The following is a 23,508-nucleotide window of genomic DNA, read 5'->3' as shown; positions in this document are numbered from 1 at the left end:
TTCGTGCGCTATATTAATCTGGACCAGTTGGAGTTACCAGATGGCTGGCAGGTGCGTGCAGACGCCGCTATCGCAGATGAGCCTGGAAAAATTAAAGATCACTCAGATGTTTGGCGCGACCTAAAGCGACCATTAATGAAGCTTTCGCATGACAAATGTTATTATTGCGAGATTGTGCAGGAACGGTCTGATGGAGCAGTAGATCACTTCCGTCCAAAGAGCAAATATCCGTGGTCGGCTTTTAGCCATTCCAATTATAGATTTGCATGTACATTCTGCAACAGTGTGCGGTCGGATAAAGAAAGCGAGAAGACAGGGGGGAAAGGCGACAATTTTCCCCTCCACGATGAGACTAAGCGGGCAACTTGCTGTGCAGATGAGGCAAATGAGGGTCCAATTCTTTTGGACCCGTGCAAGCCAGACGAACCCGGTCTTGTAGATTTTGACGAGACTGGAAGGCCTATACCGACTTATTCGGAGGAGAAACATGCCGGTCGCAATAGGCGAGCATCTGAATCAATCAGGCTTTACCACTTGGATCACTCTGATCTTGTTGACAAACGCAAGACGCTCGCTGTTTCAATAAAGCGAAAGATTGATGCCGCCGATAGGTTATTTCCGCAAACGGAATCTGGAAATGTTGATATCGATAACTCGTTTTCAGAACATGTGCGTGCACTTGCGGATTATATTTCCGAAGGTGCGGAGTTGTCGGCCTTTGCACGAAGAATTGTGGCCGGTCACCGAGATGTTTTATGGGTTGAGAATTTGCTTCGCTCGGCCTGAAAATGATCTGCTATCTCAGCATAGACGTTTGTTACGCTTCGCTACGCATTTCATGGGTCGATTGACACCAATTTGGTTCTGAAAAATTTAATAATGCTAAGTTGTCTCAAAATAATGAGCGATCTCTTAGGTTACTGATTTACATCACCATCCTCGACCGACTGCTCCAGTATTTTCCGATAGCCCTCGCGTGATAACTATTGTGCTCGTTCGAGATGGCTTTGCCTGCAACGATAGGTCCGAAGTGCCTCCGCCGCTGGATCGCGATGCAGCACGATCCGCGCCCTCTGGTTTCTCATCCAGTAAACACAGATAGTTAACGTAGTGCTGTTCGTCATCATCATTACGTTCTGGCTCGTGTCAATGCGAGAACGAAGGGAACTCTCGCGCGTCAAGGCATCTTGAGGCTACATACGTAAAGTAAGCTCAGCCAACACGGCGACTGCGGGGATAGACTTTACGCTGTGTTCAATAAGGAGACAGCCCTGACCCGGTAGGGATTGATACCGGAACGAGGCAATTTAAGAACAAACCGCCCCCGGTTAGCAGGATCGTCTCGTCAGGCAGGAAAGCATGCTAACACTTACACGAAGTTCCTGTCAGTGCCGGTCCCAGACTCAACACCACTAATTTACTTTTCACCACTGCAGAACAAGGGGCGCTACACCCGTCTATGCAGTGTCAGTTTTTTCTCCGTGTGACTTCCGTTCTCGTATCAGCTTCCGGTTAATCGTTTCCCAACACAACCCGTCCCGCAAGGGTAAATGGCACGCATTCTGCGCCCTTGCTGGCCGGAACGATGCCGGGAAAGCGAACCGTCAGGCGATACGAAGACGAAAAATCACACCACTGACGGAGAAAAAACATGACCATTTCCCTGCATACCCAAACTAGCGCCCCTAACACCGCAGCGGCGACCAGCGTATCCCCGCTGGAGCAGTCAGGCTCCTCAAAAACGAAATTTTCTAAAGCCAAAACCGATATTTATCAGACCGTTACCGACACCATCATTGCAGCGTTGGAAGCTGGTGTGAAACCCTGGTCCTGCCCGTGGCTGCGTGTATCCGGCATGTCTGGTCTGCCATCGAATTACGCCACCGGCGTAGCCTACAGCGGTATGAACATCATGTTGCTGTGGTGCAGTGCATCAAAACAGGGTTTCTGCGATTCACGCTGGATGACCTACAAACAGGCACGTGCAGCAAGTGGGCAGGTTCGCAAGGGTGAGCATGGAACAACAGCTATTTTCTACACAACCCTCGAGAAGGAAAACGACGCCGGAGAAGTTGAACATATCCCGATGCTGAAAACCTTCACCTTATTTAACGTTCAGCAAATCGACGGTTTGCCACTGACCACGGAAATCGCCCGTCCGGAAGCAACCTTTGACCCGGTTCCGCAGGCTGAAAATCTGTTCCGCAACAGTGGCGCAAACATCATCGAGAAAGGACAAAACGCCTTTTTCAACCCATCTACAGATGAAGTCTGGCTACCGGAGTGCTATCTGTTTTCGGATGCGGCTAATTTCTACGCTACCGGTTTGCATGAACTTGTCCACTGGAGTGGTGGCAAAGGCCGCCTGAATCGTGAAATGAAAGGGAAATTTGGCAGTGAGGATTATGCGTTTGAGGAGCTGATCGCGGAGTTGGGAAGCGCGTTCCTGATGGCTGATCTGGGGATTGTCGGAGAGGTCCAACACGAAAGCTATATTGCTTCCTGGCTGAAAGCACTAAAAAACGATAAACGCTATATTTTCAAAGCTGCTAGTGCGGCATCAAAAGCGCATCGCTACTTGATGGATAAAGCTTGAGGGCAGAGGGAAGAATACGCAAAGGAATGTAGCTTAAACCTTACATAGCAGTGGCAGACTCGCAGGCTGCGGGGGAGGGCGGCAAAGAGCCCGCTTATCCGTTTAGATGCATTGACTCAGACTTCATCCGGCGGTGTTCTGGTAAAAAGACGGTCTAGCCTGACAGCCGACAACGAACGAAAAGCGGAAGTTCGCATTTAATCATCGTGGAGCAGGTCACGCAGCCAAAGCTTTGGTATGTGCATGAAGATATTTTTTTGAGGCCTGCTCTACATACCAGTTGGGTTCCCTCATGGGATATGGGAGGTCAAGTTACTACTCACGATAAAAAACTAAATTGATATTATAAACGTGTTGAGTAGAATCAATATATCAATAAGTAGTATCTTATTTGATGTTCAAGTAAATGTCCGCATTTGCATCAGTGCTACCATTCGGATGAGGTTCCTTCATCTTGTAGTGGCTGAATTAATTCATTAAAATCAATTAATTAAGTGATGCTTGCCGATTTAAATGCATAAGAGTAGTCAACTTACTTGCAATTGCTCAGAATTTTATTCTGAAATTTCTTTAATTTAATTTAGGAATCACAACTAAAGCGGCTTATAAGGAGTCTTAAATTGTCAGCATCCGCCCCTACACCGCCAGAACCAATGCTTCCTGCCTTACCAACGGCTGTTCTGCCTGCTATTTCCGAACTCACTACATCATTGGGGATTCCCCGCCATGTCCTGGCGAGCGATGAGGAAATTCAGCATGCATGGCGCGACCTTCCCCGTGAGCTGCGCGAAATTCCACCAAACCTTCGGGGGGAACTGGTCGCCAGAATGTGTGTTGCTGTTAGCACTGGTCTATTTGACGGGGCAATGAATTACGCATGGAACGCGGCCATCCTCCAACTAAGAACAAAGGTAAGGAACTTTGGTCTACCTATCGTCGCGCAGATCCAGCAATCGGACTTCGAAGAAAAGCATCTACTGGAGCTCCAAGATAGCCGGCTCCTTGAACTTGCACTCAAGCTAAACCTAGTTAACGAAGATGGGTTCTTTTTTCTTGACCAATGTCGCGATGTTCGCAATAACTTTTCGGCAGCCCATCCGACAATGGGCAGCGTTAACGACCGAGAGTTTACAACGTTTTTGAACCGATGCGTTCGTTATGCACTAGCTGATGCATCCTCCCCGAGAGGAGTAGACATTGGGGCATTCATCTCAGCAGTCAAAGGTACAAGATTTAATGCTAATCAGCATGACGTGTGGGTGCAAAGGCTCACAGCTACACACGATGCTCAGCGTCAGATGTTGGTTGGAATGGTGCATGGCGTCTATTGCGACCCAAACACATCAGAACCGTCGCGTTTGAACGCACTTGATATAAGCAACTCACTGAAAGAAATTTTTACTGCATCTCTGCGCTCTGAACTCGTCAACAAGCATAGCGAATATGCAGCAAAAGGAGATGAGCCACGTCATGCGGCATCTCTTCAATTCTTCGAGAAACTTGGTCTTTTGACTCTGCTAAATGAGTCAGAGCAACATGCTGTCTTCTACCGAGCGATTGAACGACTTTGGAATGTACATAATGGAACAAATAATTTCTACAACGAGCCGCCATTTGCAGAGCGGCTATTAGAACTGTCGCTGCACGGAGCGGTACCCGAAACAGCACAAGAGCAATTCGTCCAAGTAGTCGTCTGCTGCTACATTGGCAATGGTTACGGTGTGTGTTGGGCCGCAGCTACAAGCTACGAACAATTAATTCGTAACTTTTCCCCAAGGGAAATTGCAACAATGATTCGTTTAGCAGGCAATAATGACAATAGTCTTGGGCGCCGCGTAAACTCATTATCGTCATGCCGTGCCAGATTCAAAGCCACCCTCGCTTTGATTGATCCAGCGAGTGTTCCTAGCGGAGTCAAAGCGGCTTACGATCATTTCATAAGATAATCAATCCCTGACGCCTAAGGCTCGAAGATAAGTCTTAGGCGTCAGGGGTGTGTAAGGCTAGAAAATGCCAGCGTCGTGAGGAATTATAATCACACCGGTTTTAGTTCAACGCACTTTTTAATGTATTTAACCTAGTTTCAATTATGTGCTATTGGGTGATGACGAAATATGGATAAAGAACATCCGGGCATCCGTGCCACTGGTTAAAACCCAGTAGGATTGACACATCATTTATCAATGTGCCTTCCTGCATCACCAGAACGAACCGTGGTACTCCGTGCTGCCGCAATACGCCTGCGAGCAATTTTCACATAATCCGCCTCGCGTTCAATACCGATGAAACAGAAACCTTCCATCGCCGCAGCTCTGCCGGTGCTTCCACTCCCCATAAAGGGATCAAGTACAGTGCCGCCCGGGGGCGTAACCAGGCGGCAAAGGTAACGCATCAGTTCGGTGGGCTTTACACACGGATGATTGTTACCCTCACCACGGTCTTTTTTGCTGGCTTTTGCACAATAAAAGAACCGACTGGCGTTGCTAATTTCTACCTGCTGAGGCATATACGGGAACATAGCAAGTACTGTATCACTGCCATCATGGATAAGATTGGCAGGCCAGCGACCATCAGGGCTTCCTTGTCTGGCGATACCGCCATCACCTTTATTTCTGCCTCGCCACATGTGGTTGGGATCGGAACCCCCCGGTCCATTTGGATAATCATAGGGGGATTCTCCTTCTGCCAGAGGGATCCTGCATTCGCTGATGTTCAGAACGCCGGTACCATGCGCGCACAGATTCGATTCTATAGACCCTTTGAATGGCTTACGGGCAAGGGTAATCGGCTCCAGTGCTGGTTTTAACGCGTGGTGAGATTTAGGGAAGCCCGAACCGTATACCCAGCCCAGCATTCCGTCACGTCCAAATGTCGCGTCCAGCAATTTGAGCTGATCCGTCGACAAACTTTCAATGAGGACCTGGGCAGCATTGCTGGTCTCATAGAGAAATACGATCATGTCACGTATTTCAAACCCCGCATCCTCAATACGCGCTGCCATTCGGTGTTGAGTGCGGGAGCCCGCGAACGAAAGCAGATGACCACCGGGTTTGAGTACACGCAGACATTCTTCCCAGATCGCCAGTGAAGGTACATCATAGTCCCACGTCTTCCCCATGAATTTAATACCATATGGCGGATCGGTCACAATGCTGTCCACAGAGTTGTCTGGCATACTGCGCAGTACGTCAAGGCAGTCGCCATGAGTCAAAATGTCATCCATGGCGTTCCCTTCCGTTATCACCACCAACTGATGAAGAGGGGGTACCCTGTTTATCACTGATTTTTTCTTCCAGCTCATCTATGGTGCGGAACAGGAACATCTCGCGGTTTTTCGCATCAAACGGAGCGGGAACACTATTTCTCATCACCGTTCTGACGCTGCCAAACAGCCTGACCAGCGATTCTTTCGTTTTATCATCCGGCATAACATACATGGCATAGTGCCAGCGTCCGGCGTCGCTGGCGGCGAGATGACTGTTGATAATGCTGATGTAACGGGCGCGGGTTTTCATCGACCGCTCTGTTTCCACTGCGACGATGGCACCGCTGCTTAAGGTAATAATGCCATCAGGTCGGTGCCGGACACCCGGGTACCGCGACATAAACTCTCCCCGATCGCCGTTCAGCCAGCCTGTACCGCCTTTTTCTTCAAGCGCGATCCTTACCCGCTGGTTTAACAGTCGATGTTCCAGCGTCGAGTTTTTGAGTTTGCCCGGTTCAAAATAGGCGGGGAAAACATTGTCATTAGCGCTAACCACCATTGCCAGTCCCTGCATGGTGATCCCCCACAATGATTTTTTCCCGGTCAATACCGGATATTCGTATTTAATCAGGAGGCCTATCGCAACCACTTTATTAAGCAGGTTATACATCGCATGGTTATGTTTTCCTTTATAGCCGACAACTTTTTTTAAGGTCCGGAAATCAGAGAATGTTTCTTCCTTGAGAAAATACAGCAATTCCCGCATTCTCCGTTTTGTGGCTTCATTTCTTGCAGCAACGTTATGAATAAGCATTGATAGCCTCACAGGTTAATGGAGGGTTTGTGGGTCGGGCTTTCTTTTTCGGTATGCAGGCTTTGTTTATGTTCAAACGAAAGCAGGTCGATATATTGCTTTTTCGCCGGTATATGGAATAGTTTGGTTGCCTTCGCCAGATCATTCTGGGTAAAAACAAAACCAACAAATTGGGGGAGGTTAAGCAACATATTGCTGTCGATATAATAGCGTTCAGCCTGGCGGATCATCCTGTCCGTTTCCATTTTCTCCGTCAGGGATATATCCGTTTTCACTTTCCTCATTTCATCGTCTACCAGAATAGAGCCGGTCATCCTTGCCACCCAATCGGCGGTGTCCGGATCGCGAAGGCGATAAACCAGCATAAACTTGCAGTTCTCAATCACCGAACCGGCAACGGCGTCACCCTCCAGATCTGCCGGACAGTCATACAAATCTTTTACCGATTGGTGAGCCATGATGATATGCACGCCTTTATCCCTCGCTGCGCCAAGTCCTTCAAGCGCAGGGCGGGACAGGTGATACTTGAGTTCATCAAGGAAAATAGCGACCGGGCGAGGTTTGCCTTTTATCCGGTCACGCGTTTCGGCTATCTGAATCAGGCGAGTTAAAATCATGCGCTGAGCCGATATGATTTTCTGATTACGCATTGAGCCGATGATGTAGCAACATCCGCCTTCATCAAAAATGGTCTTTAAGGAAAATCCCTTATTGGCATTAATGGAACTCACTAAAGCGATTTCTTCAAGCTCGCCATAAAAAGCAGGCACATCTTCACTGAGGGATTTCACAAAGTCAGTGTTAAATAAGTCGCGTAACGTCATTCCCTTTTCGTAAATAGCTGCCGTATTTCTGGCTGCGCGACGGTCGGCGATACGGTAAAAGTCAGCACCTTCGCCTTTTTTACCCAGGCTGAAACCGGCATTAAACAGCTCCTCCAGTTGTTCATGAGAAATATCAGCCAGTAAATCAAGCTGGAAATGAAGGTCATTCAGGTTAATAAGAACAAACTGTTTATTCGCTTTCTGACAAGCTTCCCGCAGTACATGCGGTGCCCATTCATCATTTTTAGGATCTTCGACAAATACGCCTTCACCTGAAAGTATTGCCTGATAAAGCAGCACACAGGCACTGACACCTTTGCCGGACCCTGTGGTGCCGATAAGGTCGGCGTGTTGAGTTTGAAATTCTTCAGGGGTGATATATTGCGGCTGATCATCTTTGTCCAGCCCGATAAAGATACCGTTATTCAGGTCAATATAATCCAGCGGATTATACGCAATGCTGTCAGGCAACATGTCCCTGACTTCACGAACATCCGTTCTGACATTTCTTTCCAGTTTACTTTTTTTAATCATCCGGTGTTTGAGGGTATCGATTTCACCTGTCAGCAATCTTCGGGCTGCAATATGAAAAGACAGACCTGCAAGCGTAAATCCGACAGTCAGTATCCAGAGTGATAATCTGAGCAGTATTTTATTGTCGAGTACTTTAAAGAAAAAACTCAGCCCCTGAATGGTCAGCGGTGACAGGGTGCCGAATATGAAAAAGAAGGTGGATACACCCGCCACCGATTTTAACCAGAAGGGGGCATTTTTTCTTTCTTCACGTGGCAGATGAAAAATGAATGGCAGCGTCAGCCCGGCCAATATGGACAATATTACCGGGTTGTATTGCAGCCACAGCAGAAAAAAAGAAAATGCATCCGAAAAGGCATTCAGCCTTTGCATCAGATGAGTTCCCATTGCAGTGATCTCCGGCCTGATTTCGGTGTGACGGGCGCATCACATGGGCGTCACCGATGGACGTTAAACCCCACGCCCATGCGCGACGCCTATTGATGACGCCCATAAAAAGGATGAAAAGTACTGAACGTCTCCGACGCTCATGCCCGTGATCCGCGCTTTCAGAAAACAGCCGACGCGTGGTCGTCAGTCCCCTGAAACGCCCGAATGACGGCAACGGCGTGTGATATTACGCTCGGGCTGAACGCCCTTACTGCCTGTCACATGGGGGTAATGTCGTGGCTGGACGCCGCGCCAAAACCCCCGAGGTCAAAGGCGGCACACCGTCGCCCGCTACGCGCGACCAACCCCTTTAAGACGCGCGTTTCGCCTGTTTTTTCTCGCAAGCTCCAAAAAACGGGAACGCTGCTTTAAAGGGGTTGGTCGCGCCTGATCGGTTATATTCCCCGCTGGGGCGGGAAATATAACCTGGCTTGACGGTGTGCGGGGCAAGCCCCCCAAATAAACCGCTGTCGTGGGCGACAGCTTTTCGCTCGCTGGGGCGGCGAAATTTATTCGGCTCCCTCGGCCTGCTCAATTCGCTTTGGGCGAATGTTCGCAGGTGGGCGCGGTGCCTGAAAATTAGCAATTTCTCCGAAATTGAATTTTCTGCCCACGCTCCACGTGCTTATTTTACGGCTTAGCAATTTCTCCGAAATTGAAGCCAAAAATAAACACGCCTGAAACCCGCCGTCTGTCAGTCTGTGGCGTCATTCGATACATTATCAATGTTTGTGATTCACATCTGTTCGCGGGCTATTTCAGCCCGGCATTCCCGGTCCGCGTTTAATGCCGCATGGTAAGTTTCATCATCGATTTTCGTTCCCTGACTTTCGGCATACCGCCTGAGCTTCTCTGCGTCCGATTCATTAAGCTGTGACAGATGATGTCGCAATAAACCGATAAATCGGCTCTCATATATCTCGTAATAAAGTCCGCATCCCTGATGTGCTTTTTTTGACAGAGAATTATAGATACACGTGACAGATATTCTGTCGTGATGCGTTGAGTGAATGTTGGAAATAAACAGGTCTTCTTTATCCAATTTTGTGTCTCCATGCAGGGAAATACATTAAGATAACGGCAGTATTGTATTAGCCTCTGACCCTGCCAAACCTGGACAGGATTTTATTCACCGCCTCCGGTTCAGCACTGGCACATTCTCCCAAGAAAGCTTTTCTGGAATTGAGCGTGTGATTGGGTAAGAAACCGTGTTTATTCTTTTTGACGATATTAAAGAAAGCACGCTCCGCAGAACGACATTCACTTCCTCCATTGTTTCCGGTTGCCTTACCGTACATACAAAGCACCACTTCGCACGGGTCGGCAGCGAAAGAATAAACAGGCGTCCCGGCAGCAATGCACAGTACTGCCGCCGCAATAACGGAATATTTCATGATGGATACCTTAGCCTAGGATTAATTTCAGGATGTGAGGGGAGGATTTAATGTGAAAAATAAATACGGGTGTCGCTGCATGTCAGGCAGTCAGAGACAGGCTGATATTCAATAACGCCTGTTGCGCCATATCGGCGGAGCCAGTTTTTTGCAGTAAAGAATTCTGCGCCTGATGACGCTGCAACAATAATACGCGCTGAGTGGGAGACCGCGTAAAATACGGCGAGCGTCCAGCGTGTCTCATTAAAATTCCGTGCGTGAATGGATAATAACCATTTATCTTTAACCATTGGAGATGGAATGATAACCGGGTTTTCCCGCCATTGCGGTAAACCGGTATTGACTGACTGGCCCGGTTTATCCCATTCAACAGGCACCGGTGGCGGGGGTGAAGAGCAGCCGGAAAGTAGCAGCGAAAATAGCAGCATATTGATAATTTTCATCATGCTTTCATCTCCTCAAAAAAGGCGCGGCGGTGCAGTGGCCGGAAATAAATGTCATTCATCCGGCGCACATTACCGTCCAGGTCGATACTCACGATAACGTCCAGACTGTCCAGCACCTTGCGTAACATAAAGGTGTAAGGGAGTCGGGCGCATTGCGGGTTTTCATAACAGCGGGTAATAAACCCGTCTACCGCTTCCATTGCTGAACCGGCATGGATAGAGGTCATACTGCCTTCATGGCCGGAACCGGTTATCTTGAGAAAATCCCAGGCCTCACCGCCGCGTACTTCGGTTAATAGTATGCGGTCGGGATTCATACGGTAATTCCAGCGCAACAGGCTGGCGGGCGTCACAATTGACCCTTTTTCATCTGCTGATTCCGACGGATAAAAAAGGTGGACGTAGTTTTTATGAATAAATAAGGTGATTTCCGGATTATCTTCAATGGTCGTAATACGCAGATGGCGGGGGATATAACCAATCAGCATCTTCATATAGGTGGTTTTACCGGTACTGGTTTCCCCGGCCACCGCAATGGTTTTACCGTATTTCACACATTTCTCCATAAAGCGCGGAATGTCCTTCGCGTTATATAAGGCCAGTAATTCCTGATCGTGCGTCTGCGTTTTTTCCGTGCCCGTCACCCGGTTATAAAACCCGGCGGCAATATAGTCCTGATGCGGGATCTGCACCTGTGAGGGTTTACGCAGGGTGATGGACACCGTGTTACGCTCGCAGGCTGGGGGCACAATAACCTGACAACGTTCGCCGGATTCCAGCGTGGCTGACAGCCCCGGCTTGATATCTTCGATATTGTCGCCGTGATGCTTCGCCAGGCATCTGGCAAAGTTGTAGCAGCCCTCATAATCCAGCGGAACGGTGTGCTGTTCCCAAATGCCGTTAATTTTGGTGAAAAGCTCACCTGGACGGTTAACGGCGATCTCCGTCAGTCCGGTAAGCGCCAGAAAATCGCCAAAATATCGCTGCTTATAGCGGTCGAGAGAGAGGTTTTTCATGTGATATCCTTGAATCGGATAAATGTGTGGAGGGAGCATGTCGAAGACGAAGGTACTGTTCGCTTATTGCCATGAACTGGGGCGCTTCTTGTCTATTGATGAAGCGCGAACGGAATTTTTTTCCAGAAAGCCGGAAGAAAGAAAGCGGTTCACTTTTTCCTGTAGCGATCGCAACTGTAATGTCACCATCAGTGGCGTTAACTATCACGTCAAAGCTGAAGATGGTGAAAAATTCAAGGCCGCACACTTCCGTTCACCCCATCCTCACAAGTTCGGATGTGAATGGGTCGAGTTCACCGAAGATGCCGATCAGGACAGACGTCCGGACGAATCAGAAGCTGATTTCACGGAAAGAAAAGCCAAGCAAAAGCTGACGGACTATATCAACTGCTTTGATCCTTCAATTGATGATCCTGATGGTGAGCCAGCCGATCCCGCTAAGCTTGCTACTCCTGCATATGTAAAAAAACCTGACGGGGATGATGATAAGCCCGGTACAGGTGAAGAGCCCCGTTGGAGCCGCTATACGCGAACTAACCAGCTTCAGCGACTTATCGACACATGGCAGGAAGCGAAAGAAACGCTGCCTCAGGATGAGTTCAGGGCGTTGAGACTCAGGATCATGCACCACAATCAGGTCTATCTTCATGAATATATAACGCATATTCAGCGAGGATTGACTAACCCGTACGCGGGCGTCATCTATGGCGGTGGGACCCTGATGCATCGGTATGGGCGGGGTTTTCTTATTAATTTCTTTGATAAACATGAGGGTAAACCTGTTCGCCTGTACGTCAGTAAAGATCTGATGGCGAAAGGCCGGTTTGGTCATTATATCGATGAAATTCTGGACACAGAAAACGTAAGATATTTCCGTGTGTTTCTGCTCAATCCGGTTGTTTCTGAACGGGAAAACAGCACAGGGAAAAGCGTTATCAACCTAGAAATATCAAAGCTGCGTCAACTGGCGATTTATTACGAGCTGAACTCCAGCAAGGAAGATGATTCTCCATCAACGGAGCAGGAGGGGGATAGTCCGGCATAGCGGGCTAATGTCGTCACAAGAATGATAATATCGGTGACATCAGGCAGCGATATCTGCTTATGTTCCAGCCGGATATCGTCTGAGGAAACAGGTGGTGCATCCAGAGGACCTTCACAGATGGTGAGGCAGAACGTTTGTCCTTCTCCTGAGTCAATCATGAGCTCTGTCAATGCGCCCCCGGCACGATAACATGTCATGACTATTCTCCTGATCCCGCTAAGGTGTGACATTACGTCGTTGACTACGGCATTGTTGTAATCGTCCCTTACGATGACGTCTGTCGCGGTGACGCCAAACAGAAATTTTCGATTATTCACTCTTCATCCTCAACGTATAGATGCCGGAAAAATCAATATCCTGTCCGGTGATCAGATTGATGATCTCACCCTGATTTTTGTAGAGAGTTGGTGGGATATTGATGCTGTTTTCCAGTATGGTACGTGCCATATCCGCCATCGCCTGACGGCTATTTTCGGTATAGTCCGTGTTACGATCTTTCTGACCGGCGCTGTTGGATGCCCATGCGCCAATATCAGGGATCATACCGACCAGTAATGCACCGCCGAATCGCTCCCTGAAATGCGTGTCGATCCAGCCATCAACGCCAGCCTCGCCGAGCTCTCCGGCAGCGCGGGTATCGACCAGCGGAATATCAAGATAAGGGGGCAGGCGGGTACGCAGCTTTGTGATGACGAGAAAGGCGCGTCCCTGTCCGTGCGTCATTCCTGTTTCTGCGCCTGTCTGGTAAATGCCCGTGGCGGTGGTCCCTTTTTCAATCAGCTTCGTATTACCGCTGGCACTCCAGATATCTTCGGCGATCGTGCAGCGGATTTTCCCCGCCCGATCCGAGACAAAGCGGTAATCCAGTGAACAGGGAATAGCGGTATTTTCCGGGACGTACAGGTCCGGGTTGTAAGGAATACGCCGGACTGCTGCCGGGGAGGGTTCCGACGGTGGCGACGTGGTGTCTGGTTGCTGTCCGGCAGAAGCCGCCTGCGTCATCTCCTGCTGCCGGGTCCGGACCGGGTTTTGGGCCGCAGCGGCTGAACCATCGCGCCGAACCAGAAAATGGGCTTTATCGAGTTGAGGCGGCATTTCAGGCTTCGGGGCTGTCGTCATGCGCGGGCTGTTTTCTGCCGGTTCCGATGCTTCTGCTCCGGTATCTTGCGTACCCAGATCGGTACGCTGCCGGTAATCGCTGCGGTTCGGTTGTGGCGCAGCATCCTGCCGCTTTTCTTCACCGGGTTGCCAGAGAAGATTGCGGTATACCCAGTTGCCTGCCCATGCCAGTGCAATCAGCGCAACGGCGGCGAGCGCCAGAAAAGCGGTGGCTTTCCCGCGCCTGCGTTTTTTCAGTTTGTTGACGGCGGGTTGTAGCGGGTCGTTCTCTTCATCGTCCTGCGCGGTGAGAAGCGTCGCTTCCCGCCTTGCTCGGGCCTCGCGCTCCAGCGTGGCAATATCATCATCTCGTTGTGCCGGAGAAGGCACTGAGCCATCAGGCACCGGATGCAGGTGTTCATCGTTCATCAGTATGACTCCTCAGTTGTCAGTGGGTTGCGGGCTTTTCCACCCGCTCAACCTGCGGGGAAACCGTGGCACCATCAGCGGTCTGGACTCTGCCGAAACCGCGATTTTCCAGGCCGACCACGGCGTTACCGGAACGCAGGACCAGACGGGGCGTGACCTCCTGAATGACCAATACGGTGAAGTTGCCTTTTCTGCGGATACTACTGTTAACCACATGCTCCTGGCCGTTCAGCTCTTTTGTCACGGAGGGAATAGATTTGGCCGGGGAGAAGCCCACGAACGTAAACCGGCCATCGTCATACGCGAAATCCGGAACGATACGGGTGCTGTCGCGCCCCGGATACTTGAGGTAGTGCCAGTTGCGTGGCGTCTGCGCGGCATTCAGGGCCTGCTGAACATCAGCCTGCTGCTGTTTTTGCTCTCGCTCCAGCGCTTTGACCGCTGTCTCACGGCTGGCCTTTTCCTGTGCTTCACCCGGATAACGGTAACTCACCTGGAAAGCAGGCTGCTGCGGTGACTTATCATCGATGACGTTCAGCTCGACGTTGTACAGCCGACGGGTGGTGACGATCAGCAGGTTGGTATGCCAGTCCTGGCTGTTAGGGGGGATCACCACCTGCGTGGTGTTACCGTCCGTGCCGGGCGCGCCCTGAACGAGCGCCACCGGGCGGACGTTGACCCGGTTGGCGTCCGGTGTGGCTTCCCACGCTTCTTCAAAACCGGGTCTGGCACTGATAACCGCTTCGTCGCTGTCAAAGACCAGTGTGGTCATGAAACCGGGCCGGGTGCTGACGACAGTAACGTTCAGTGGGTTATAGACAACCTGCTGAACGCGGGCATCATAGCGGCTGGCCTGCGGGATGGCCGCGCACCATGCCGTGCCACACGCCATCAGCGCCAGCGGGATAAGAGTGATGCTTTTCATTATTCACCTCCCCGGATTTCACGGTCTGCCTGCCAGCTGGTCACGATAAAACCGAACGGGTTAATCTCACGTTCCGTATCGCTCATTTCTTTGCCAGGGTCGGAGTGAAATGTCAGGCGGGCATCCCAGTATTCGATGCGGGTGCTGTTGTCCGCGAGGCGGCGGATAGTCTTTTTGTAACGGAGGGTGGCAACTTTATCGGGATCCGTGCCCGAGGCGATCTGGTTTGACAGAATGTCGATTCGTACCGTATTTGTCCCATTCTGGTACACCTTGTCCGGGGCGTCTTTTCCGGCATACAGCGCCAGATAGTCATTGTTGACCTGAAGACTGTTATAAACCTGTACCGTGGTGTAATCGTCCTGCAGGGAAGGGTAAACGTACCGTTCACGCAGCCTGACGTAACTGGACGTCATCGCCTTCTGATAAGCGGCCTCCGCCGTCAGACTGGTTTTCGACACACGGGTGACGTGCTCCACCCGTCCGGTATGATTATCCACGGTGTACAGTTCCACGACCGTCTGTTTCAGGGGCAGTATCAGCACCACGGCGGTAAGCGCCAGTACGGCGGTGAGCAGGCCCGCGCCGCCCACCATAAACCCGGCTTTTGTGGCACGTTTGTCCCGCTCAATCATCTGCTGTTCAAAGGTGCGGGAATCCGCAATGAGGGTCTGTTCACTCATGACTGTTTAACTCCGCCATTATCTGAGGGGTGTTCACCGGGATACCCTGACCACCAAAGGCTGAGGGACGGGGGGAATGCGCGCATCCGGAAAGCGCGCACAGCAAAACCAGCGCAATCAAGCGTTTCATGGGGTGTTTCCTTAGTGAGATGAAAACAAGGTTATGTTTTCGTCGGGAGGATCAACGGGAATATTTCAGCAGGGGATGACAGGTTTAACGATGGAATTTCTGAACGGCAGTTTCTCTTGATCGCGCCAGTCGCCGGGCTTCGTTGCGGGCGATCATCTGTTCAATCGCATTCTTACGCGCCTGCGCTGCGTTGTATCCCGGACCGCTACCGGCTTTACCCGCACTGGCATCCCTCCAGCCCTGGATGTTGTCCTGAAGGGTACGGGAAGTCTGCTTCCCGGCTCCTGCTGCCAGCTTCCCGGCACCAAATGCCGCCGCGCCGATACCCACCGCCGCCAGCCCCTGCATGGATACGGTTGCACTGGCCCCGGCCAGCGCTCCGGCCAGTTTTGCGGAAAGGTAGACCAGTATTGCCGCGCAGATACCGGCCAGACAGACCTGAGCACCTAACTCTACAATGTTGGATTGTGCAGCTCCGGCCAGTGATTGCGTTAATATTTTAGTCATAAAAGTTATAACCATTCTTAATGATAAAGCTGAAAACAGAACCGTTAATATGGCTGCAAATATATTTTGCAGCCAGTTATTAAACATGGGTCGTAAAAATCCATATATCAGACAGAATATGAAGATGGGCGCAGTAATACTCAGAAGTAAAATCATCACCTCCGCAATCATTGAAACAAAGGCGGTGACCAGCATTAAGACAAACACACCAAGCCAGACATAAAACTGAGCGGTCATGCCTTCATCTTTTACGTATGTTGAATTATCCATGTCATGCAATTTTTTTCCGAGCACCTTCGCTTTATCCCATAGTGTATCTAACATCTGCCATATATTATCGCCGCCGGAAAATCCCTCCTTTAAACCATGAATAGCGTCGATAACGCTGTCAAGATAACCGCTGACATTTGCCAAAAAGGACAGGATGATCGCCATCCTCATGATGTCCCACATGACATCTTCCGCTGGCGTAGACAGCTTACCTGCCAGGGTCTGGTATCCACGCCACAAGATATAGAGGGTGGCTGACGCCGCCGCCAGCCCCATAACCATCGCAGAATACTCCATCATCAGGCCACTGGTGGATTGTGTTATTCCACCAATCAGCTGTTTCTCTATAAATTCAAATGTACCGAGATCAGCCATAGTGAACCTCTCTACTAATTGACCAGCCTTTCTGGGGCGAGAGTGAAGGTGAACCGCGTAATGAGGTGGTGCCTGATATTTATGCGGAAGCGTTCAGCGCGGCAGTGGATTATCTGGGTACTCGGACCTTCATCGATCGTGAACGTATTGGAGGGCTGGGTATCTGCGGCAGCGGCAGCTTCGTTATCAGCGCGGCCAAGATCGATCCACGAATCAAGGCAATTGCAACGGTCAGTATGTACGACATGGGTGCCGCCAATCGTGATGCGCTGAACCACTCGCAGACTCTGGAGCAGCGTAAGAAGATCATCGCGGAAGCCGCGCAACAGCGTTATGTGGAATTTACCGGTGGTGAAATCGCCGTGGCCGGTGGCACGGATCTTGTGCTCAACGCACAGACCCATCCGATCCAGCGTGAGTTCTTTGATTTCTACCGCACACCGCGCGGCGAGGTGACGCCTGCAGGCGCGTCCAGTGAGCGCACGACTAAGCCCACCGTAACCAGTAACGTGAAGTTCATGAACTTCTACCCGTTCAGCGACATTGAGACGATCTCGCCGCGGCCAATGCTCTTCATCGCCGGGGATCAAGCGCATTCGCGCGAGTTCAGTGAGGAGGCATATCGTCTGGCGGGTCAACCCAAGGAGCTGTATTGGGTCAAAAACGCGGGCCACGTAGACCTTTATGACCGTACTGACGTCATCCCTTTTGCAAAGTTGACTGAGTTTTTTAGCGGCAATCTCAGATAGCTCGTGACCGCTGGCCGAAGGCCGAGCGTTATAACGTTTCAGACTGTATTTGGCGCGGAAGTACGGGTCTTTCATTCTCAACTTTAGGGGTATCGCAACCATGACTTCATCACCAACCAACAACGCAGATTCGGGCGAGGTGGCACGAAATCCCGCGCGTCGCGGATTTCTTAAGGTGGCTGGGGCCGCCGCTGCAGCCGCGGCGCTCCCCATCGGTGCCGTTTGGTCCGGCCTGGCTGCCGCGCAGTCGGCACCACGAGGCATCAGCGGGCAGTACGCGATCGGAACACGTAAGCTAGGCAGCCTGGAGGTGTCGGAGTTGGGCTACGGCTGCATGACGAACACCGCCGGACCCTACGGGCCGGGTGTGGATCGCGCCCAAGGCATCCGCGTCATCCGTGACGCTTACGACCGGGGCATTCGGTTCTTCGATACTGCCGAGGTCTATGGCCCCTACCTCAATGAGGAACTGGTGGGCGAAGCCCTGGGCCCTGTGCGCAACGACGTGGTCATCGCAACTAAGTTCGGCTTCAAAATCGATGGTACCAATGGCCTGGACAGCCGACCAGCGCATATCCGCCGCGTGGTCGAGGAGTCTCTGCGCCGTCTCAAGACTGACCGCATTGACCTGTACTACCAACATCGGGTCGACCTGACCGTACCGATCGAGGATGTGGCTGGCACTATCAAGGACCTTATCCAGCAGGGCAAGGTACTGCATTTTGGCCTCTCCGAGGCGAGCGCTAAAACCATTCATCGTGCGCATGCGGTGCAGCCGGTGTCGGCAATACAAAGCGAATACTCGATTATGGAACGCAGCGTGGAGCATAACGGTGTGCTGCAGGCGTGTGAGGCGCTGGGCATCGGTTTCGTACCATGGGGACCGCTGGGCCAGGGCTTCCTGCCTGGAAAATTGCCGGTCGACGTTCAGTCCAGCTTCGACAAGAGTGACCTGCGCAAAGGATTCCCGCGGTTCACTCCCGAGGTCATTCGCGCCAATCAGCCCGTTCTCGATTTTCTCAAGGCCTTTGGCGAGAAGAAAGGGGCGACACGTGCGCAGATTGCGCTGGCATGGTTGATGGCACAAAAGCCCTGGATCGTCCCGATCCCTGGCACGACAAAAATCGACCACCTGCGTGAGAATCTGGGTTCGATTCAGGTAAACCTGACGCCTGATGACCTCCGCGAAATAGACGCTGCGTTCGCCAAACTGCGGGTACATGGAGGGCGTATGAACGCCACTGAGATGGATCAAATCGGCAAAGACAACTGATCTGATCGGCAAACGTTAGTTTTCTAATCCCCATGACGCCGTGTTTGTCCGTGAAGGAGGCACGATCTTCACTTTTGTTTCACCGGATTGCCAGTACTAAGAATTATGAGGATTTGATGGACAGCCAACATGAAGCAGTAGTCTCGGCCAGCATTGCCGACCGCCAAGGCTCCCCAGTGAAGCCTTCCTACTGGAGCGGTGTCGTCGCGATGTCATTGTGCGTCTTCGCGCTGGTCGCGTCGGAATTCATGCCCGTCAGCCTGCTGACGCCGATCGCGCAGGATCTGCACGTAACTCAGGGCATGGCAGGACAGGGTATTGCCATCTCTGGCGCATTCGCGGTCCTGACCAGTCTGTCAATTGCAGCCATTGCGGGCAATATGGATCGAAAGACCCTGCTGCTTGTCATGACTGTGTTGATGGCTGTATCGGGTACCGTCGTCGCGTTTGCTCACAACTATGCGACATACATGATGGGTCGTGCGCTCATTGGTGTGGTTATCGGTGGGTTCTGGTCGATGTCAGCCGCGACGGCGATGCGGCTGGTTCCTGCATGTCAGGTACCCAAAGCGCTGTCAATCTTCAACGGAGGCAACGCCCTGGCGGTGGTGGTCGCCGCACCCCTGGGGAGCTATCTGGGCACGATTATCGGCTGGCGTGGCGCGTTCTTTTGCCTTGTTCCCGTGGCAGCGATTGTGTTGGTCTGGCAGTGGGTTAGTTTGCCAGCGATGAAAGCCCAGCCTCGTGGAGTGCGATCGGTCAATGTATTGGGCCTGCTCAGGAAGCGTTCGGTTGCAGTTGGTATGGCTGCCTGTGGTGCGTTCTTCATGGGGCAGTTCGCACTTTATACCTATGTGCGTCCCTTCCTTGAGAATGTTACACATACGCAGGTCTCGACCCTGTTACTCATCCTGTTGACGATTGGTGTGGCTGGCGTTATCGGTACGGCGCTGATCAGTGTGTTTCTCAGACGCGGTCTTTATCAAACACTGATCCTCATTCCCGTTTGTATGGCGGTGATTGCTTTATCCCTGATCCCATTCGGGAGTGGTGCCGCAGCCGTGACGGTGTTGCTGGGCCTATGGGGACTTGTCGCCACTGCCGCGCCCGTTGGTTGGTGGACATGGGTCGCAAAAGCTATGCCCGAGGATGCTGAGCTCGGTGGCGGCCTGATGGTGGCGGTGGTCCAACTGGCGATCGCGCTGGGCTCGACCGTGGGTGGGTTGCTGTTTGACGCTGGTGGCTACAAAACAACCTTTGTTGCGAGCGCGACTGTACTGCTGATGTCGTCCGGGCTGACGTACCTAACGTCGCGCACTGTCGCGGCGCAGGGGGCACAAGGCTGATGGCAAAGCGTCGATTCCGAATGAGCAGGTTGTTTCTTACCGGTCTGATGCTGATCGGCGGTGGTGCGTTGGCAGGACTCGCGTATCTGCAGCATCCTCTGTTTGGAAAGCTCCCCGACGGAGAACGGCTTGCCCGGATCCGCGAGTCTGGCAATCAGGTGGACGGGACGTTCCGTAACCAGATCGAGACGCCATTGCTGACGACCGATGAAACCCAGCTTGAGCTTTGGCTAAGCACCTTCAATAAGCAGAACAGTACGCACCCGCCGGCTGCAATTCCGGCCATAAGGACTGATCTTAAAGCGCTGGATCTTACCCAGGATTTGGTTGTCTGGCTGGGACACTCTTCGTACTTCGTACAGTTGGATGGCCAACGTATCCTTATCGACCCGGTGTTTAGTGCTAACGCTGCCCCGGTAATGCGGGCGAACGTTGCTTTCGAAGGAACTAACGTCTACGGAGTAGATGATGTTCCAGAGATCGACGTGCTGCTGATCAGTCACGATCACTACGACCATCTGGACTATCCGACCGTGACTGCGCTGCAGCCCAGGGTCAGGCAGGCCATCGTGGGTCTAGGCGTCGGTGCGCATCTGGAAGCCTGGGGTTACAACAGCCGCCAGGTGCATGAAGCTGACTGGTACGAGCCTGTCCAGGCAAGCCCGGAACTGCAGGTTCATGCTACACCCGCGCGCCATTTTTCCGGCCGAGCTTTTACGCGCGACAAGACCCAGTGGGTCGGTTTCGCGCTGACGACATCCCGGCATCGGATTTTTTTCAGTGGTGATTCAGGCTACGGCCCGCACTTCTCCGAAATTGGCCGGCGCTATGGCCCCTTTGATTGGGCAGCGCTGGATATGGGGCAGTACGACAGACGCTGGGCCAATGTGCACATGACGCCCGAGCAGGCGGCGCAGGCCGCTGAGGAGCTCGGAACTCACGTACTAACCCCCGGGCATGTAGGGCGCTTTTCGATTGCGCCGCACGACTGGGACGATCCATTTCGACGGATCGCAGTAGCAACCCGGCAACATCGTTATGCGTTATGGACGCCGGTTATTGGACAGCCCGTTTACCTTGATGGCCGTCCGCAAGAATTCTCCCCCTGGTGGGAGACCGTGAAAACTCACTGATCCGATCCGTTGGAGCAGACTATGAACTTTCAATCAATGACACGCAGACAAGTCGCCCTTCTCGGCCTTTCCGCCATGGTCGCTGGCAGTTTTGCCATGGCTCAAACGGGTGGGGGTAGTAATAGTAGTGCCCCTACCGCGACAGGTACGCGCAGGGTCCGCCTGCCCGATGGCAGCAGCGTTCCCGCGCTTGGTATGGGTTCCTGGCGGCTTGGGCAGGGCAGACGTCCGATAGCCCAGGAGGAAGAGGCCATGCGCACGGGCATTTCGCTGGGCATGAACCTGATTGACACTGCAGAGATGTACGGGAGCGGGGCATCCGAGGAAATGATCGGCCGGGTCATTACCGGTCGGCGCGCCGAGGTTTTCCTGGTTTCTAAAGTATTGCCTTCCAATGCAACCACGACACGCGGTATTCGCAGTGCCTGCGTCAACAGTCTCAAACGCCTGGGTACCGATTATCTTGATCTCTACCTGCTGCACTGGCGTTCGCAGGCCAGGGATCTGGCACTGGTGGTCGATACCTTCGAAGGGCTTAAGCGTGACGGGCTTATTCGCCGTTGGGGTGTATCCAACTTCGATGTCTCAGACATGGAAGAACTGTTCTCTGTCGCAGGTGGTAAGGCTTGTGCGACCAACCAGGTGGAATACAGCCTGTCCAGTCGCGGGATCGAGCGTGACTTGATCCCCTGGAGCCGGAAGCACGGCGTCCCGCTGATGGCGTATTCACCTCTGGGTAGCGACGGGCGTCTCCTGCAGAATCCGGCTTTGGCTAAAGTGGCCAGCAAGCACGGTGTGACGCCCGCGGCTATCGCTATCGCATGGACCCTGCGCGACGGGGCCACCATTTCGATACCTGAATCCGGGTCTGCGAGCCACATACGCGAGAATGCCCGCGCTGCGACATTGTCGCTCGACGCCCAAGACCTCGCATTACTCGAGCAGGCCTTTCCGGTCTGAGTGCAATATGAGGGAGATTGACCGATGGCAGTATTCTTACAGCGATTGACAGGGATCAGGCCCCAGGAAGCACGGGCGGTCTTTTGGTCGATGCTATATGTGGTATCCCTGTTCCTCGCCTATTACGTGCTTCGCCCGATCCGCGATGAGATGGGTGTATCCAGCGGCGTAGACAATTTGCCGTGGCTGTTCACGGGTACTCTGATTGCCATGCTGGTGGTTAGCCCTTTGTTTGCCCTGGCAGTACGCAAACTGCCTCGCAATCAGTTTATTGCTCTTACGTACCACTTCTTCGCGGCCAATCTGGTGGTTTTCACACTCCTGCTGCAGTTTGCTTATGCAGACTGGCAGGTGTGGATCGGCCGTGCATTTTTCATTTGGGTCTCGGTGTTCAATCTGTTTGTGGTGTCGGTCTTTTGGTCCTTCATCGTGGACATCTTTGACAGTGAGCAGGGCAAGCGATTGTTTGGCATCCTGACTGCCGGCGCGACGATCGGCGGTATTCTGGGTTCGGCGCTCACCACTTTGCTCGTCGAGAATGTAGGGCGTACATGGTTGATCTGCGTGGCTGTCATATTCCTGGAGTTTGCCATCGTGGCGTCGCACAGGCTTTCCTTCGCTGCGGCAACGATTGAACAACCCGGTCGTCATCAGGACGCCGAAAAACCGGTGGGTGGCGGCATATTTGCAGGTTTCCTGCATACACTTCGCTCGCCCTATTTGGCTGGCATTGCTCTCTTTATCTTGCTGTATTCCATCACTTCGACGTTTCTGTACTTCCAGCAGGCCAGCATCGTCCAGGCGAGTTTCCCTGATCGGGCAGCACGCACCGCCTTCTTTGCCAACATCGACCTGCTGGTTAATTCGATCACGCTGTTCCTGCAGCTATTCCTCACCGGGCGGCTGATCGCCAGGCTTGGTATTGTGACGACGCTTTGCATCCTGCCGTTGATCAGCGTGGCAGGCTTTGTCGCCCTTGCCGCAAGTCCAAGCGCCCTGGTCCTGGTGGTGGTTCAGGTCGCACGCCGGGCCGCTAACTTCGCCATTGCCCGACCCGCACGCGAAATTCTATTTACATCCAGCGACCGCGAGGATCGTTACAAGGCCAAGAACTTCATCGACACTATCGTCTACCGCGGTGGGGACCAGGTCGCAAGCTGGAGCTATGCAGGGTTATTAGGCGTGGGGCTCGCGCTCGGGCAAATGGCTATCGTTGCCATTCCCTTGTCTGTTGCATGGTTCGTGCTGAGTCTATGGCTGGGCCGAACCCACCAACGTCTGGAAGCACAGGCTTGTCCAGTGTTGATAGCAGGCAAACCCTGACAGA

At 52.3% G+C, this 23,508-nt stretch carries 20 protein-coding genes and 1 pseudogene; 10 read left to right on the top strand and 11 right to left on the bottom strand.

Annotation, left to right across the window (positions count from 1 at the left end; all coding sequences use genetic code 11):
• Positions 1 to 3: 3 nt before the first annotated feature.
• The 3 genes from AC2FCQ_RS19360 to AC2FCQ_RS19350 all read left to right on the top strand — a co-directional run bounded on the left by AC2FCQ_RS19360 (position 4) and on the right by AC2FCQ_RS19350 (position 4,542).
• Positions 4 to 786, top strand: coding sequence for an HNH endonuclease family protein (locus AC2FCQ_RS19360; RefSeq protein ID WP_490308815.1), 783 nt, complete (start codon positions 4 to 6; stop codon positions 784 to 786).
• An 865-nt stretch (positions 787 to 1,651) separates the two neighbouring features.
• Positions 1,652 to 2,596 (top strand): ArdC family protein, encoded by a 945-nt coding sequence (locus AC2FCQ_RS19355; protein WP_490308816.1) that lies wholly within the window; start codon positions 1,652 to 1,654, stop codon positions 2,594 to 2,596.
• Between the two features lie 620 nt (positions 2,597 to 3,216).
• Positions 3,217 to 4,542, top strand: a complete 1,326-nt coding sequence (locus AC2FCQ_RS19350) for a hypothetical protein (protein WP_490308817.1) — start codon at positions 3,217 to 3,219, stop codon at positions 4,540 to 4,542.
• A gap of 227 nt (positions 4,543 to 4,769) precedes the next feature.
• On the opposite strand, the gene AC2FCQ_RS19345 is transcribed toward AC2FCQ_RS19350, so the two are convergent.
• The 7 genes from AC2FCQ_RS19345 to virB11 all read right to left on the bottom strand — a co-directional run bounded on the left by AC2FCQ_RS19345 (position 4,770) and on the right by virB11 (position 11,258).
• The gene (locus AC2FCQ_RS19345) at positions 4,770 to 5,819 is read right to left on the bottom strand and encodes a DNA-methyltransferase (RefSeq protein WP_490308818.1); all 1,050 of its coding nucleotides are present in this window, start codon (positions 5,817 to 5,819) and stop codon (positions 4,770 to 4,772) included.
• Positions 5,812 to 6,615 carry a MobC family replication-relaxation protein gene (mobC, locus tag AC2FCQ_RS19340; protein ID WP_490308819.1) on the bottom strand — a complete coding sequence of 268 codons (804 nt, stop codon included), beginning with the start codon at positions 6,613 to 6,615 and terminating at the stop codon, positions 5,812 to 5,814. Before mobC ends, AC2FCQ_RS19345 begins: the two co-directional genes overlap by 8 nt.
• A gap of 8 nt (positions 6,616 to 6,623) precedes the next feature.
• Complete coding sequence (locus tag AC2FCQ_RS19335; RefSeq protein WP_490308820.1) at positions 6,624 to 8,360, bottom strand: type IV secretory system conjugative DNA transfer family protein; 1,737 nt, start codon at positions 8,358 to 8,360, stop codon at positions 6,624 to 6,626.
• 778 nt (positions 8,361 to 9,138) lie between these two features.
• Complete coding sequence (locus tag AC2FCQ_RS19330) at positions 9,139 to 9,444, bottom strand: dpoa decarboxylase (protein WP_490308821.1); 306 nt, start codon at positions 9,442 to 9,444, stop codon at positions 9,139 to 9,141.
• 49 nt (positions 9,445 to 9,493) lie between these two features.
• A complete protein-coding gene (locus AC2FCQ_RS19325; protein ID WP_490308822.1) occupies positions 9,494 to 9,796 on the bottom strand; it encodes a TrbM/KikA/MpfK family conjugal transfer protein in 303 nt (100 codons plus the stop codon).
• Positions 9,797 to 9,843: 47 nt separating this feature from the next.
• A complete protein-coding gene (locus tag AC2FCQ_RS19320) occupies positions 9,844 to 10,242 on the bottom strand; it encodes a cag pathogenicity island Cag12 family protein (RefSeq protein WP_490308823.1) in 399 nt (132 codons plus the stop codon).
• Positions 10,239 to 11,258: a P-type DNA transfer ATPase VirB11 gene (gene virB11, locus AC2FCQ_RS19315; RefSeq protein ID WP_490308824.1), complete on the bottom strand. Its 1,020-nt coding sequence runs from the start codon at positions 11,256 to 11,258 to the stop codon at positions 10,239 to 10,241. The genes AC2FCQ_RS19320 and virB11 overlap by 4 nt, the downstream gene beginning before the upstream one ends.
• A 37-nt stretch (positions 11,259 to 11,295) precedes the next feature.
• On the opposite strand from virB11, the gene AC2FCQ_RS19310 reads away from it, so the two are divergent.
• On the top strand, positions 11,296 to 12,303 hold the full coding sequence (locus AC2FCQ_RS19310) for a hypothetical protein (RefSeq protein ID WP_490308825.1): 1,008 nt from the start codon (positions 11,296 to 11,298) through the stop codon (positions 12,301 to 12,303).
• Positions 12,304 to 12,612: 309 nt separating this feature from the next.
• On the opposite strand, the gene virB10 is transcribed toward AC2FCQ_RS19310, so the two are convergent.
• From virB10 to AC2FCQ_RS19290, 4 genes are all read right to left on the bottom strand, one after another.
• A complete protein-coding gene (virB10, locus tag AC2FCQ_RS19305) occupies positions 12,613 to 13,830 on the bottom strand; it encodes a VirB10/TraB/TrbI family type IV secretion system protein (RefSeq protein WP_490308826.1) in 1,218 nt (405 codons plus the stop codon).
• A gap of 19 nt (positions 13,831 to 13,849) precedes the next feature.
• A complete protein-coding gene (gene virB9 / locus AC2FCQ_RS19300) occupies positions 13,850 to 14,755 on the bottom strand; it encodes a P-type conjugative transfer protein VirB9 (protein WP_490308827.1) in 906 nt (301 codons plus the stop codon).
• Positions 14,755 to 15,438, bottom strand: a complete 684-nt coding sequence (locus AC2FCQ_RS19295) for a VirB8 family type IV secretion system protein (RefSeq protein ID WP_490308828.1) — start codon at positions 15,436 to 15,438, stop codon at positions 14,755 to 14,757. The genes virB9 and AC2FCQ_RS19295 overlap by 1 nt, the downstream gene beginning before the upstream one ends.
• Before the next feature lie 214 nt (positions 15,439 to 15,652).
• Complete coding sequence (locus AC2FCQ_RS19290; protein ID WP_490308829.1) at positions 15,653 to 16,720, bottom strand: TrbL/VirB6 family protein; 1,068 nt, start codon at positions 16,718 to 16,720, stop codon at positions 15,653 to 15,655.
• Positions 16,721 to 16,728: 8 nt separating this feature from the next.
• Here AC2FCQ_RS19290 and AC2FCQ_RS19285 point away from each other — a divergent pair.
• From AC2FCQ_RS19285 to AC2FCQ_RS19260, 6 genes and pseudogenes are all read left to right on the top strand, one after another.
• A pseudogene (locus AC2FCQ_RS19285) lies at positions 16,729 to 17,469 on the top strand (alpha/beta hydrolase); the annotation flags it as partial.
• Positions 17,470 to 17,749: 280 nt separating this feature from the next.
• Positions 17,750 to 18,742, top strand: coding sequence for an aldo/keto reductase (locus AC2FCQ_RS19280; RefSeq protein WP_062792381.1), 993 nt, complete (start codon positions 17,750 to 17,752; stop codon positions 18,740 to 18,742).
• 209 nt (positions 18,743 to 18,951) lie between these two features.
• Positions 18,952 to 20,088: an MFS transporter gene (locus tag AC2FCQ_RS19275; RefSeq protein WP_490308874.1), complete on the top strand. Its 1,137-nt coding sequence runs from the start codon at positions 18,952 to 18,954 to the stop codon at positions 20,086 to 20,088.
• Positions 20,088 to 21,221 (top strand): MBL fold metallo-hydrolase, encoded by a 1,134-nt coding sequence (locus tag AC2FCQ_RS19270; RefSeq protein ID WP_490308830.1) that lies wholly within the window; start codon positions 20,088 to 20,090, stop codon positions 21,219 to 21,221. Before AC2FCQ_RS19275 ends, AC2FCQ_RS19270 begins: the two co-directional genes overlap by 1 nt.
• A gap of 21 nt (positions 21,222 to 21,242) precedes the next feature.
• Positions 21,243 to 22,181: an aldo/keto reductase gene (locus AC2FCQ_RS19265; RefSeq protein WP_490639896.1), complete on the top strand. Its 939-nt coding sequence runs from the start codon at positions 21,243 to 21,245 to the stop codon at positions 22,179 to 22,181.
• A 24-nt stretch (positions 22,182 to 22,205) separates the two neighbouring features.
• Complete coding sequence (locus AC2FCQ_RS19260; RefSeq protein ID WP_490308831.1) at positions 22,206 to 23,504, top strand: NTP/NDP exchange transporter; 1,299 nt, start codon at positions 22,206 to 22,208, stop codon at positions 23,502 to 23,504.
• Positions 23,505 to 23,508 lie beyond the last annotated feature (4 nt).

It is taken from the genome of Serratia sp. CoH_134_PS_4 (assembly GCF_058190535.1).
The sequence above is the reverse complement of the archived record's forward strand: the minus strand, read 5'-3'. Positions and strand labels throughout refer to the sequence as shown.

Coding starts and splice junctions, on each gene's coding strand:
- virB11 (WP_490308824.1), bottom strand. CDS start 11,258: ATGAAAAACCTCTCTCTCGACCGCTATAAGCAGCGATATTTTGGCGAT.
- AC2FCQ_RS19260 (WP_490308831.1), top strand. CDS start 22,206: ATGGCAGTATTCTTACAGCGATTGACAGGGATCAGGCCCCAGGAAGCA.
- AC2FCQ_RS19325 (WP_490308822.1), bottom strand. CDS start 9,796: ATGAAATATTCCGTTATTGCGGCGGCAGTACTGTGCATTGCTGCCGGG.
- mobC (WP_490308819.1), bottom strand. CDS start 6,615: ATGCTTATTCATAACGTTGCTGCAAGAAATGAAGCCACAAAACGGAGA.
- virB10 (WP_490308826.1), bottom strand. CDS start 13,830: ATGAACGATGAACACCTGCATCCGGTGCCTGATGGCTCAGTGCCTTCT.
- AC2FCQ_RS19310 (WP_490308825.1), top strand. CDS start 11,296: ATGTCGAAGACGAAGGTACTGTTCGCTTATTGCCATGAACTGGGGCGC.
- AC2FCQ_RS19345 (WP_490308818.1), bottom strand. CDS start 5,819: ATGGATGACATTTTGACTCATGGCGACTGCCTTGACGTACTGCGCAGT.
- AC2FCQ_RS19290 (WP_490308829.1), bottom strand. CDS start 16,720: ATGGCTGATCTCGGTACATTTGAATTTATAGAGAAACAGCTGATTGGT.
- AC2FCQ_RS19265 (WP_490639896.1), top strand. CDS start 21,243: ATGAACTTTCAATCAATGACACGCAGACAAGTCGCCCTTCTCGGCCTT.
- AC2FCQ_RS19355 (WP_490308816.1), top strand. CDS start 1,652: ATGACCATTTCCCTGCATACCCAAACTAGCGCCCCTAACACCGCAGCG.
- AC2FCQ_RS19270 (WP_490308830.1), top strand. CDS start 20,088: ATGGCAAAGCGTCGATTCCGAATGAGCAGGTTGTTTCTTACCGGTCTG.
- AC2FCQ_RS19295 (WP_490308828.1), bottom strand. CDS start 15,438: ATGAGTGAACAGACCCTCATTGCGGATTCCCGCACCTTTGAACAGCAG.
- AC2FCQ_RS19320 (WP_490308823.1), bottom strand. CDS start 10,242: ATGATGAAAATTATCAATATGCTGCTATTTTCGCTGCTACTTTCCGGC.
- AC2FCQ_RS19275 (WP_490308874.1), top strand. CDS start 18,952: ATGTCATTGTGCGTCTTCGCGCTGGTCGCGTCGGAATTCATGCCCGTC.
- virB9 (WP_490308827.1), bottom strand. CDS start 14,755: ATGAAAAGCATCACTCTTATCCCGCTGGCGCTGATGGCGTGTGGCACG.
- AC2FCQ_RS19335 (WP_490308820.1), bottom strand. CDS start 8,360: ATGGGAACTCATCTGATGCAAAGGCTGAATGCCTTTTCGGATGCATTT.